The sequence below is a fragment of the Apilactobacillus quenuiae genome (genome assembly GCF_002994005.1).
Lineage (GTDB): Bacteria > Bacillota > Bacilli > Lactobacillales > Lactobacillaceae > Apilactobacillus > Apilactobacillus quenuiae.
The window spans coordinates 67,492-81,299 of the sequence record NZ_POSN01000002.1; the positions used below are offsets into that span (position 1 = coordinate 67,492).

At 34.8% G+C, this 13,808-nt stretch carries 6 protein-coding genes and 8 tRNA genes; 1 reads left to right on the top strand and 13 read right to left on the bottom strand.

Annotated elements, in window-relative coordinates; translation table 11 throughout:
• Positions 1 to 69 precede the first annotated feature (69 nt).
• Complete coding sequence (locus C7N44_RS08185; protein WP_157945020.1) at positions 70 to 753, top strand: prepilin peptidase; 684 nt, start codon at positions 70 to 72, stop codon at positions 751 to 753.
• A 34-nt stretch (positions 754 to 787) separates the two neighbouring features.
• Here C7N44_RS08185 and rpoC read toward each other — a convergent pair whose 3' ends face one another.
• The 13 genes from rpoC to serS form a co-directional block, all read right to left on the bottom strand.
• A complete protein-coding gene (gene rpoC, locus C7N44_RS02770) occupies positions 788 to 4,447 on the bottom strand; it encodes a DNA-directed RNA polymerase subunit beta' (protein WP_105956386.1) in 3,660 nt (1,219 codons plus the stop codon).
• Between the two features lie 17 nt (positions 4,448 to 4,464).
• Entirely contained in the window at positions 4,465 to 8,061 is a 3,597-nt protein-coding gene (gene rpoB / locus C7N44_RS02775; RefSeq protein WP_167387280.1) for a DNA-directed RNA polymerase subunit beta, read from the bottom strand.
• Between the two features lie 266 nt (positions 8,062 to 8,327).
• Complete coding sequence (locus C7N44_RS02780; RefSeq protein WP_105956388.1) at positions 8,328 to 10,844, bottom strand: ATP-dependent Clp protease ATP-binding subunit; 2,517 nt, start codon at positions 10,842 to 10,844, stop codon at positions 8,328 to 8,330.
• A 16-nt stretch (positions 10,845 to 10,860) separates the two neighbouring features.
• Positions 10,861 to 11,328, bottom strand: a complete 468-nt coding sequence (locus C7N44_RS02785; RefSeq protein ID WP_105956389.1) for a CtsR family transcriptional regulator — start codon at positions 11,326 to 11,328, stop codon at positions 10,861 to 10,863.
• Between the two features lie 176 nt (positions 11,329 to 11,504).
• A tRNA-Pro gene (locus C7N44_RS02790) sits at positions 11,505 to 11,578 on the bottom strand.
• A gap of 13 nt (positions 11,579 to 11,591) precedes the next feature.
• Positions 11,592 to 11,665 (bottom strand) — tRNA-Arg (locus C7N44_RS02795).
• A gap of 23 nt (positions 11,666 to 11,688) precedes the next feature.
• Positions 11,689 to 11,774: transfer RNA gene (locus C7N44_RS02800), tRNA-Leu, on the bottom strand.
• Positions 11,775 to 11,794: 20 nt separating this feature from the next.
• Positions 11,795 to 11,866 (bottom strand) — tRNA-Gly (locus C7N44_RS02805).
• 3 nt (positions 11,867 to 11,869) lie between these two features.
• Positions 11,870 to 11,943, bottom strand: a tRNA-Thr gene (locus C7N44_RS02810).
• Positions 11,944 to 11,961: 18 nt separating this feature from the next.
• A tRNA-Leu gene (locus C7N44_RS02815) sits at positions 11,962 to 12,045 on the bottom strand.
• A 23-nt stretch (positions 12,046 to 12,068) separates the two neighbouring features.
• Positions 12,069 to 12,141 (bottom strand) — tRNA-Lys (locus C7N44_RS02820).
• A 2-nt stretch (positions 12,142 to 12,143) separates the two neighbouring features.
• Positions 12,144 to 12,216, bottom strand: a tRNA-Val gene (locus C7N44_RS02825).
• A 221-nt stretch (positions 12,217 to 12,437) separates the two neighbouring features.
• Positions 12,438 to 13,721 carry a serine--tRNA ligase gene (gene serS / locus C7N44_RS02830; RefSeq protein ID WP_105956390.1) on the bottom strand — a complete coding sequence of 428 codons (1,284 nt, stop codon included), beginning with the start codon at positions 13,719 to 13,721 and terminating at the stop codon, positions 12,438 to 12,440.
• Positions 13,722 to 13,808: the final 87 nt, after the last annotated feature.

Consider the following 13,808-nt stretch of genomic DNA (forward strand, 5'->3'; position numbering starts at 1 on the left):
CATGACCACAAAATCTCGTCAATGTAATTTCAAATAATTATTTATTATTTTCGTAAATAACACATAGAGGTGATTTTAATCTTAAAATATGAATATTTAATAATCATAATAGTTAGTGGCGTTATTGGTTCTTTTATTGCACTAGTAGAATATAGGTTGAGCAATCATCAATCAATAGTATCACCTAGATCACATTGTGATAACTGTAATTACTCTTTAAAATGGTTTGATCTAATTCCAGTAATAAGCTATATATTGCTTTCAGGAAAATGCAGAAAATGCAATTATTCTATAAATATTTCCTTTTTATTAACAGAAATATTCACAATTATTTCCATAACAATGGTTTATAGTTTTACATTAAACATTAGATATATTCCTTTTTTGTTTATTTTAATATTTTTATCAGTTCAGGATTTCAAAAATAAATTTGTATCTCTGTACTCAATAATAATACTATTAGCGGCATCTTTATTGATTCATTTTAGCATAATCAATTTGTTTACAGTTTTATTGATATATGTTTTTATTCATTTATTAAATAAGAAATTTCATTTTATAGGCATGGCTGATATTGATGTATTAAGTATCTGTGCATTAGCATTTAATGTAAATCAACTAATTTATATTATGTTTTTATCATCATCAATATGTTTAATATATTTTGTCTTAATAAAAAGAAAATCAAAAACTATTCCATTCATTCCATTTATATTCATTGGTACAGTAATATCTCTATGTATACAAAAATAGCAATTGCTTTTTAGCAATTGCTATTTTTTATTTGCTATTTATTGTCAACGTTTTCTTCATTCATACGCTTATCAATTTCATCAATTGAGTAAACATCTTTTGATTTATCGTTGTTTTCCTTTTCATCGGTCTTTGGTTCGATACGACCATAAGTCTTCATACCAGTACCTGCAGGAATTAACTTACCAATAATAACATTTTCTTTAAGTCCAACTAATGGATCATTTTTACCACGAATAGCGGCATCAGTTAATACACGAGTAGTTTCTTGGAATGATGCAGCTGATAAGAAACTGTTTGTTTCTAAGGCAGCCTTAGTAATTCCTAAGATAACTGGACGAGCAGTTGCTGGGATTTTCCCAGAAATAATTGCATTAGCATTAGCTTTCTTGAAAGCATCAATGTCCATTAATGTACCTGGAAGAACGTCAGTGTCACCTGCATCCATGATTCTTACTTTACGTAACATTTGACGAACCATGATTTCAGCATGCTTATCACTAACTTCAACCCCTTGCATACGGTAAGTCTTTTGAACTTCACTTAGCAAGTAAACTTCTGTTGATAATGAGTCACGAACTTTAATAAGTTCTTTAGGATCTACAGAACCCTCATTAATAGCTCCACCACGACGGATTACGTCACCTTCAGCAACATTCATACGTGCATTGATTGGAACCTTGTAAGTTCTAGTATCAGCGTCACCTTTAATTGTAACTTCCTTAACTCTTTCAGCAGGATTTTCTTCAATTAGGTCAACAGTACCAGTAACTTCTGAAATTTCTGCTTTACCTTTAGGATTTCTAGCTTCAAAAATTTCTTGAACACGAGGAAGTCCTTGGGTAATATCAGCATTACCAGCAACACCACCAGTATGGAAGTTTCTCATAGTTAATTGAGTACCAGGTTCACCAATTGATTGAGCAGCGACAGTTCCAACTGCTTCACCGACTTCAACAGGAGAGCCAGTAGCTAAGTTACGGCCATAACATTTTTCACAAACACCATGTACAGTGTTACAAGTAAATGCTGAACGAATTTCAACTTCTTTAATACCTGCATCATTAATTGCTTGCGCTTCTGGTTCATTGATAATTTGATTATGCTTAACAATTACTTTACCAGTAGCAGGATTCTTAACTGTCTTCATAGCATAACGGCCAAGGATTCTGTCATAAAGTGGTTCGATCATTTCATTACCTTGTTTCAAAGCAGTAACAATAACACCACGATCAGTACCACAATCTTCTTCACGAATAATAACATCTTGAGCAACATCAACTAAACGACGAGTTAAGTAACCAGAGTTAGCAGTCTTCAAGGCTGTATCAGTCATACCTTTACGAGCACCGTGGGTAGAAATGAACATTTCCAAAACAGATAATCCTTCACGGAAATTGGCAGTAATAGGTAATTCCATGATTTCACCATTAGGAGCAGCCATTAATCCACGCATACCAGCAAGTTGAGTAAAGTTAGAAATATTACCACGAGCACCAGAATCACTCATCATAAAGATAGGGTTTTGAGGATCAAAACTTTCCATCAATTTATTTTGAATTTCATCCTTGGCGTCACTCCAAACACCAATAACTCTTTCATAACGTTCATGATCAGTAATCAAACCACGACGGAATTGTTTAGTAATGTTTTCAACTTTTTTATGAGATTCAGTAATAATTTCAGGTTTTTCTTTTAAGTCAGTAACATCGGTAATACCAACAGTTAAACCAGATTTAGTAGATTCGTTGTAACCTAAATCTTTAATTTTATCCAATAAGTGTGAAGTTTCAGTAACCTTGTATTGTTTGTAAACTGCGGCAATTATATCAGATAAGAAGCCCTTCTTAAATGAACCATTAATTGGAGCATCCTTTAAATGTTCATGAATATCTTCACCAGGTTCTAAGAAGAATTTATCAGATAAATGACCGTTTAAGTTAGTATCAGTTGGTTCATTCAAGTATGTGAATGAATCAGGAAGAATACCATTAAAAATAATCTTACCAATTGTAGTTACTAAAATTTTATTTCTTTGTTCATCAGTAAATGGTTTTTCAGGCATTGAACTAGCAGCAATTCCAACACGACTGTGCCAATGAGTCAAACCATTTTGGTATGATAATTTAGCTTCTTCAGGATTATTGAAGATCATACCTTCACCTTCACGTCCAGCTTCTTCCATAGTTAAGTAGTAGTTACCAATAACCATATCTTGAGAAGGAGTAACGATAGGATTACCATCACGAGGTGCCAAAATATGAGTAGCAGCTAACATCAATAGTCTTGATTCAGCTTGAGCTTCATCAGATAAAGGAACGTGAATAGCCATTTGGTCACCATCAAAATCGGCATTATAAGCTTCACAAGCTAATGGATGAAGACGCATTGATTTACCAGAAACCAATACCGGTTCAAATGCTTGGATACCTAATCTATGAAGTGTAGGTGCACGATTCAATAGAACAGGATGTTCTTTAATAACATCTTCTAAGACATCGAAAACTTCTTCGTCTTTACGTTCAATTTGACGTTTAGCTGATTTAATATTAGAAGCAATTTCACGGTTAACTAATTCCTTCATAATGAAAGGCTTAAATAATTCAAGTGCCATTGGAACAGGTAGTCCCATTTGGTTGAATTTTAAGAATGGTCCAACATCAATAACTGAACGACCAGAATAGTCAACACGCTTACCAAGTAAGTTTTGTCTGAAACGGCCTTGTTTACCTTTAAGCATATGTGAAAGTGACTTCAATGGCCTGTTACCCGGTCCAGCAACTGGACGTCCACGACGACCATTATCAATTAAAGCGTCAACCGCTTCTTGTAACATACGTTTTTCATTTTGAACGATAATACCAGGAGCATGCAAATCTAATAATCTCTTCAAACGATTATTACGGTTAATAACACGACGATATAAATCATTCAAATCAGAAGTAGCAAAACGACCACCTTCAAGTTGAACCATTGGTCTTAAATCAGGTGGAACGACTGGAATAGCTTCCATAATCATCCATGTTAAATCATTTCCAGACTTAACAAATGATTCTAGAATATCTAGTCTTCTAACTGCACGCACACGTTTTTGACCAGTAGCTTTCTTTAATTGATCTTTTAATTCAGCAACTTCTTTTTTAACGTCAACGTTTTTAAGTAAAGTTTTGATAGCTTCAGCACCGATTTTACCTTCAAAACGATTACCGTATTCTTGTTTCTTTTGACGATAGTCTTGTTCTGACATAAGTTGTTTATTTTCTAGTGGTGTATCACCAGGATCAGTAACAACATATGATGCAAAGTAAATAATTTCTTCCAATGCACGTGGACTCATGTCTAAGATAAGTCCCATACGACTTGGAATACCCTTAAAGTACCAAATATGAGTAACTGGGGCAGCTAATTCAATGTGTCCCATACGTTCACGACGTACTTTTGAACGAGTAACTTCCACTCCACAGCGATCACAAACGATACCTTTGTATCTAATACGTTTATATTTACCACAAGCACATTCCCAATCCTTTGTAGGACCGAAAATTCTTTCATCGAATAAACCATCTTTTTCTGGTTTTAGAGTTCTATAGTTAATAGTTTCTGGTTTTTTAACTTCACCAAATGACCAACTACGAATCTTGTCAGAAGATGCTAAACCGATTTGCATGCTTGAAAATTTATTTACATCGACCAATGGATAGTCCCCTTTCTTTATTCCTTAGTGTTGGTATTTGTTTTATCAGACTTAGCGTTTTTTTGTTCTTCTTTTTCAGCTTTTTGTTTTTCAGCTAGCTTACTCAATGCATCAACATTAACAACTTCATCATCTTCGCCATCTAAATCACGAAGTTCAATTTCTTGATTGTCTGAATCAAGAACCTTCATATCAAGTCCTAATGCTTGTAGTTCTTTAACTAAAACACGGAATGATTCAGGAACACCAGGCTTAGGAATTGGTTCACCCTTAACAATTGCTTCATATGTTTTAACACGTCCAACAACATCGTCAGATTTGTAAGTTAAAATTTCTTGCAATGTATAAGCAGCACCATAAGCTTCAAGTGCCCAAACTTCCATTTCACCAAAACGTTGTCCACCAAATTGTGCTTTACCACCAAGTGGTTGTTGAGTAACAAGTGAGTATGGTCCAATAGCACGAGCATGAATCTTATCATCAACCATGTGAGCAAGTTTCAAGTAGTGCATTACACCAACGGCAACACGTTTATCAAATGGTTCACCTGTACGTCCATCGTAAACAATAGACTTACCATCTGATGCCATTCCGGCTTCTTTAACTGTACCCCAAATATCTTGATCACGAGCACCATCAAATACAGGTGTACTTACATGAATACCAAGTTTTCTTGCAGCCATACCTAAATGAAGTTCAAGAACTTGACCAATATTCATACGAGAAGGAACACCCATTGGGCTCAATAGAATATCAATTGGAGTACCATCTGGTAAGTAAGGCATATCTTCTTCGGGAATAACAATGGAAACAGTACCTTTGTTACCATGACGACCAGACATTTTGTCTCCTACTTGAATTTTACGTTTTTGAGCAATGTATACGCGGACCATCTTGTTTACACCGGGAGATAGTTCATCACCATTTTTTCTAGTAAAGACTTTTACATCTTGGACGATACCGCCACCACCATGAGGTACACGTAGAGATGTATCTCGAACTTCACGTGATTTTTCACCAAAAATTGCATGTAGTAGTCTTTCTTCAGCTGATAATTCAGTAACACCCTTAGGAGTAACTTTACCAACTAAAATATCACCATCATGAACTTCAGCACCAATACGAATAGTTCCTTCTTCGTTAAGGTCTTTTAATGCGTCTTCCCCAACGTTAGGAATTTCTCTAGTCATTTCTTCAGGTCCAAGTTTAGTATCTCTAGTTTCTGATTCGTATTCTTCAATATGAATAGAAGTATATACATCATCACGAACTAATCTTTCTGAAATACCAATAGCATCTTCGAAGTTATAACCTTGCCAAGTCATAAATGCTACAACTGGGTTTTGTCCTAATGCTAATTCACCATTTTCCATTGAAGGACCATCAGCTAGAATTTCATCAGCATCAACATGGTCATTAGAACGAACAATTGGACGTTGATTATAGTTCTTACCACCATTTGAACGTTGGAATTTCATTAGTTTGTAAGTATCTAATGATCCATCGTCACGACGAACACGAACTTCATCAGCATCAACATATTCAACAGTTCCTGGATGTTTACAAATTAAAGCAACACCAGAATCATGGGCTGCTTTATATTCAATACCAGTTCCAACTAATGGAGCATGTGGATTAACCAAAGGAACAGCTTGACGTTGCATATTAGCACCCATTAGTGCACGGTTGGAATCATCATTTTCTAAGAAAGGAATACATGCAGTTGCAACAGAAACTACTTGCTTAGGTGAAACGTCCATGTAGTCGACATTTTCAATTTTAGTTTCAATGTTTTTAGACTTATATCTAGCCATAACGATGTCATTAGCAAATGAACCATCTTCATTTAAAGGAGAGTTGGCTTGCGCTACAACAAAGTTATCTTCTTCATCAGCTGACAAGTAGTCAATCTTATCAGTAACTTTATGATTAGCCCATGAAACACGACGATATGGTGTTTCAATGAATCCATATTTATTTATTTTAGCATAACTTGAAAGTGAACTGATCAAACCAATGTTAGGACCTTCAGGCGTTTCAATTGGACAAATACGACCATAATGAGTGTAGTGAACATCACGAACTTCATAACCAGCACGATCTCTAGTTAAACCACCAGGTCCTAATGCTGATAAACGACGTTTATGAGTTAATTCACCCAATGGATTAGTTTGATCCATGAATTGTGATAGTTGTGATGAACCAAAGAATTCTTTGATTGATGCAACAACTGGACGAATGTTAATTAGTTGTTGTGGAGTAACAGTACTTGTGTCTTGAATTGACATACGTTCGCGCACAACACGTTCCATTCTTGCTAAACCAATTCTAAATTGATTTTGTAGTAATTCACCAACTGAACGAATACGACGATTACCCAAGTGATCAATATCATCTGGTTCACCAATTCCTTCTTGTAGATTGAAGAAGTAATTAATTGAAGAAATAATATCAGCAGGAGTAATGTGTTGGTAATCTAATGGAATATTATCGTTACCAATAACATTAACAACATGGTCTGGATCATTTTCGGATTGCACTTTAATAATTTGCACAGTCATTGGTTCAGGAACAACTGATTGTTCTGAAGGATTAAATGTGTAAGCTTTAAAGTCATCACGATCTAAGTATGGTGCCAATGTTTTCATAACGTTCTTATCAACGACAGTGCCCTTATTGGCAATAATTTCACCAGTGTCAGGATCTGCTAATGTTTCAGCAAGAGTTAGTCCTAGTAAACGGGTCTTCAAGCTTAACTTGTTGTTAGTCTTGTAACGACCTACTGGTGCCATATCATAACGCTTAGGATCAAAAAATCTAGTTGTCAATAAACTACGTGAAGAATCTGCTGTCTTAGGTTCACCTGGACGTAGACGTTCGTAAATATCTTTTAATGATTCTTCAACACGTGAATCTTCAGTATCTTTATGAACATCTTTTTCCAAAGTAAGTGAAAGACTATCGTTACTACCTAAAATTTGAGTAATTTCATCATCAGAACCGAAACCTAATGCACGTACTAATTCAGTAATAGGTAACTTTCTAGTTCTATCGATTCGTACATATGAAAGATTTTTAGCATCTGTTTCAAATTCCATCCATGCACCACGGTTAGGAATAACAGTTGTTCCATATGATAAACGGCCATTTTTAGCTCTATCTTCATGGAAGAACACACCTGGTGAACGTACTAATTGTGAAACAATAACACGTTCTGCACCATTAATGATGAATGTTCCTTGATCAGTCATAAGTGGGAAATCACCAAAGAATACATCTTGAGTTTTAATTTCACCAGTTTCATGATTGGTCAATTTTAAAGTAATATGAAGCGGAGCAGAATAATTTGCTTCGTGATCTCTCGCTTCATCAACAGTATACTTAGGTTCTAATAGTTGATAATCAACGAATTCTAATGAAAGTTTTCCTTGAAAATCATCGATTGGCATGATGCCATTAAACATTTCACGCAAACCTTCATCTAAAAACCATTTGTATGAGTCAGTTTGAATTTCAATTAAATTAGGTAAATCAAGAACTTCCTTGATTTGAGAGTAACTTCTTCTGATACGGTGTTTACCATATTTAACTAAATGTCCTGCCAAGTTCTTCACCTCTCCAAAATATTCTACGAAGGATTATATTACATTTTTATTACAATTAACTTTTTTTGCCTATTTTTACTAAAAATGAGCAAAAAAAAACCAAAATAAGTAAAATAAATAAACTTATTTTTGGTTAATTATAAGCATGCTTGACGGACAATAGATCGCCAGCACACATTTATCTTCGTAGTTACATATTCATTATAATACACGTATAAAAAAGCAAAGTCAATAATTATACAAAAAAAGAGGAACAAAGTTCCTCTTTTTTAATTCTATATTTTTACAGTTTCTTTTTTATTATTTTCTTTTTTTACAATATTAATTTTTCCTTTTGAAGCACCAACACTCACATTGTCACCAGGTTTAATTTCACCAGATAACATTACCTCTGAAAGTTTATCTTCAACTTCAGTTTGAATAGTTCTTCTAATAGGACGAGCACCAAATTCAGGATTAAATCCTTTTTCAGCAATTAAATCAACAGCACTAGGAGTTACTTTAATATTAATCCCTTGTTCTTTTACACGAGCAAGTAAATCATTGGCCATCAATTTAACAATTTGTTGAACTTGCTTCTTATTAAGTTCATGGAAAATAATAGTTTCATCAATACGGTTCAAGAATTCTGGTTTAAAGAATCTTCTCATTTGTTCCTTAATGGTAGCTGACATTTCTTTGTATTGATTTTCTTCTTGATCTTCAGACTCTGCTCCAAAGCCTACAGTCTTCTTATCACGTAAAGTTGTAGCACCTAAGTTTGAAGTCATAATCAAAACTGTATTTCTAAAGTCAACACGACGCCCCTTAGCGTCAGTCAAGTAGCCATCATCTAGCACTTGCAATAATAGATTGAATACATCTGGATGAGCTTTTTCAACTTCATCAAACAAAACAACCGAATAAGGATGTCTTCTAACTTTTTCAGTTAATTGGCCACCTTCATCATATCCAACATATCCAGGAGCTGAACCTACCATACGACTAGTAGATGTTTTTTCCATATATTCAGACATATCAATTCTGATAATATCATCCTTGGAACCAAACATTTCTTCAGCTAAATCCTTAGCTAATTCAGTCTTACCTACCCCAGTAGGTCCTAAGAAGATAAAGGATCCAATTGGGCGATTTGGATTTTTTAATCCACTACGAGCTCTTCTAATAGCACGTGAAACTGCAGATACAGCTTCATCTTGACCAATAATCTTTTTGTGTAAAATACTTTCTAAATTAACTAAACGGTTAGCGTCTGATTGTTTCATCTTAGTAACTGGGATCCCAGTCCATTCAGAAACAATCTGAGCAACATCCTCACCTGTATCCTTTAGACTATAGTTGCGTTCTTGTTTAGCTTGTGCTTTTTTGTCTTCTAATTTAGATTCTTCAGCTTCAATTTCTAAGCGAAGGCTTTGTTCTTGTTCACGAATTTTAACAGCATCTTCAAATCTTTGACTTTCAATGGCTTCTTCCATTTTATTTTTGTATTCGTCTAGTTTAGCTTCTTTTTCAGATAATTTGTCTGAATCATCTAAATTATTAATTCTAACCATTGCGGCAGATTCATCAATTAAATCAATTGCCTTATCTGGTAAGAAACGATCACTGATATATCTAGTTGATAATTCAACCGCTTTATCAATAGCATCATTAGTAATCTTTACTTGATGATGGTCTTCATATTTAGGACGAATACCTTGCAAAATCTGTTTAGTTTCTTCTTTAGTAGGTTCTGGAACATCAACAGTTTCAAAACGTCTTGCTAAAGCACCATCTTTTTCAATGTGTTTTTGGTATTCATTTAATGTTGTGGCACCAATAGTTTGAATTTCACCACGAGCTAATGCAGGCTTTAAAATATTAGATGCATCAATTGCACCTTCAGCACCACCAGCACCCATTAAAGTATGCAATTCATCAATAAATAAAATTACATGCCCGTCGGTTTTAATTTCTTGAATAATCTTCATTAAACGTTTTTCAAATTCACCACGGTATTTAGTTCCTGCAACTAAAGTACCCATTTCAAGCATCATTAAACGCTTACCCGAAATATCTTCTGGAACTTCTTTTTTAACCATTTTACGAGCTAAACCTTCAACAACAGCTGTTTTACCAACTCCTGCTTCACCTAGTAAAACTGGATTATTTTTAGTACGACGACTTAAAACTTGAACTACTCGTCTGATAACACCATCACGACCGATGGTAGGATCAATCAATCCATCACGAGCCTGTTGAGTTAAATCAGTAGCTAAAGAATCTAAAGTAGGAGTGCCTGCTTTATTTCTAGATTCTCTAGATCCAGGAAATGGAATGTGTTTAGTATTGTCATTAGCAGAAACACCCATCTTACGTAATAGAACCGTTTTTACATTTGGAACCGAAGTTTCATTAGTACCTAAATTATTTAACAATCTATTAGATAAAATATCAGGGGTATCTAGCAAAGCTAATAACAAGTGTTCAGTTCCAATCTTGATAGAACCATACCGCTTAGCTAATTGTCCAGAAAGTGTAAGTACACCTTGAGATTTAGGAGAATAAGGTAAGTAGGTGTTCTTATCGGAATCTTTAAAGTTCCCATATCCAATTACAAGTTCAATCTCACCTTTAACGTCATCTTCATAGACACCGCTTTGTTTTAATGCTGAATAAGCAATACCATTTTTTTCAATTGTTAAAGCTAATAATAAATGTTCAGTACCAACAGCTTGGTGTCCAAAAATTTTCGCTTGTTCTTGTGCTAAAATTAAAACGTTTTTTGCGCTTGGAGTAAAAATATTATCCATAAAGTAGCCCCACTTTCTAGCTTTTGTATCTCAAATGATTCAATATTGAGACCATAATCTTAGCTCTAATTTCGTTTTCTAATCCTTTATTGCCAATGGATAAAGTTTGCTTATTAGTAGCAGCTGATAATAAATCAGCCTCATTAACAGTAACTAACTCATTTGCTAACAATGTTCCAATTACTGCCTTACCTTCACGTTGAGATATTTCATCACCGATCGCATTAATTAGTGTATCCAAAATCTCTAAGTTATCAAGCAACTTAACCTTTTCAATTCTTATATATCCACCACCGCCACGTTTACTTTCAACAGTGTAACCATTTTGAATGGTAAATCTTGTTTTTATCACATAGTTAATTTGAGATGGAACTACATCAAAAAGGTTGGCAATGTCAGAACGACTAATTTCTACTTTTTCGTCATCAGCCAATATTTTCTTTAAATAAGCTTCAATAATATCAGACAGATTTTTACCTTGCATATAAATAACCGTCCCATCTTTGACTAATATTGACTTTTATTATACGGAGTTATTAATAAAAATAAAAGTATTTTGAATTATTTATATACAAAAAATGAGAAAACAACTTTCCTACGCCATTACTTTCTTACAAAAGTAATTAATAGTCAAATCATTTTCTCAAAATATAATTATTATCGGGAAGACAGGATTCGAACCTGCGACCCCCTGGTCCCAAACCAGGTGCTCTACCAAGCTGAGCTACTTCCCGAGGAAATAAAAAATGCACCCAGTAGGACTCGAACCTACAACCTTCTGATTCGTAGTCAGACACTCTATCCAGTTGCGCTATGGGTGCAAAATAAAATATATTCAGTTAAATGCCGAGGACCGGGATCGAACCGGTACGGTTATTACTAACCGCAGGATTTTAAGTCCTGTGCGTCTGCCAATTCCGCCACCCCGGCAGGCATATTACAATATAAAAAGCGGAAGACGAGATTCGAACTCGCGACCCCCACCATGGCAAGGTGATGTTCTACCACTGAACTACTTCCGCATATGCCGACTAGATGATTCGAACACCCGACCTCTTCATTACTAGTGAAGCGCTCTAGCCAACTGAGCTAAGTCGGCAACATATGCTATGCATAATGCGGGCGAAGGGATTCGAACCCCCACTTCCATATAGAAACTAGAACCTAAATCTAGCGCGTCTGCCAATTCCGCCACGCCCGCAAATTGCTTTTTTTCAATTGTAATGAGCCGTGGCAGGTTCGAACTGCCGACCCTCTGATTAAAAGTCAGATGCTCTACCGGCTGAGCTAACGGCTCAATGGAGGATACAGGGCTCGAACCTGTGACCTCCTGCTTGTAAGGCAGATGCTCTCCCAACTGAGCTAATCCTCCATGAGATCATTCCGATAAGTTATCTCAAAAAGACAACTATTTAATAGTATCACTTGTTTTTTATAAAGTCAATAACTTTTTTAACGATTAATTAAAAGTTTATACCTAAAAAACTCAACAAAAAACATTATATCTAATATATAATAAATTGTCTACCCTTATTTTAAATTTTGTATAAAAAAAGAACAATCAATGATTGTTCTCATTTGTATATTATTTAATTAGTCTTCTTTAATAATTTTCTTCATCCCATGCATATATGGTTGTAATACTTCTGGAATATCAACAGTACCATCTTCATTTTGATAATTTTCCAAAATAGCTGCAACTGTTCTACCAACAGCAAGACCTGAACCATTTAATGTATGCACATATTGTAATTTACCATTTTCATCACGGTATTGGATATGAGATCTTCTTGCTTGAAAATCAGTTGTATTTGAACAACTTGAAATTTCACGATAACGACCTTGAGCAGGCATCCAAACTTCAAGATCATGCGTCATTGCAGCAGTAAAGCTCATATCACTAGTAGTTAAAGTAATAACATGATATGGAATTTTCAATAGTTTAAGTAGTGATTCAGCATGTTCAGTAATGCTTTCTAATGCATCCCATGAATCTTCAGGTTTAGTAAATTGTACCATTTCAACCTTGTTGAATTGATGCAAACGAATCAAACCACGAGTATCACGACCAGCACTACCAGCTTCTGATCTAAATGCAGGAGTTAAAGCAGTAAACTTAACTGGTAACTTTTCAGTTGGAATAACATCATCACGATAGTAGTTAACTAATGGAACTTCCGCAGTTGGAATCATAGTTAAATCACTATCAGCTATTTCAAAACCGGCTTTATTTTCTAAAAATTTAGGAAATTGTCCAGTTCCATACATTGAAGCTGAATTTACCATGTATGGTGGTAAAACTTCAGTGTAACCAGCTTTATCGTTTTGATCTAAGTAAAAATTATATACAGCACGTTCTAACTTGGCACCTGCACCCATGTAGTATACAAAACGACTACCAGCAACTTTAGCACTAGCATCAAAGTTTAAAATGCCTAATTTTTCACCAATATCCCAATGATGTTTTGGTTCAAATTTGAAATCACGTGGTTTACCAATTTTGCGTAATTCTACAGCTCCTTCTTCAGTCAAGCTTTCGGGAACTCCATCTGCAGGAATATTTGGCAAATGTGCAGCTAAATCATGTTGGTCTTTTTCAGTTTTTTCTAAATCAGCATCCAATTGCTTGATGTCAGCACCAACTTGTTTCATTTCATTGATAGCATCGGTAGCATCTTCTTTATTACGTTTAGCTTCAGCAATTTTCTTAGATGCTTTATTCTTATTAGCTTTTAAAGTTTCACTCTTAAGAATTAATTCACGACGCTTTTCATCATATCCAATTAATTCATCAATAGTTTCAGCTTTAATGCCTCTTGTTGCCAATCTGGCCTTAATAAAATCAGGGTTTTGTCTAATCATTTTCATGTCTAACATAAGTAATACCTCCTATTAATATATAATAAAAAAGAAGGCCTCATCCAATTGGGACGAAGGCCTTCTTTTCGCGGTACCACCCAAGTT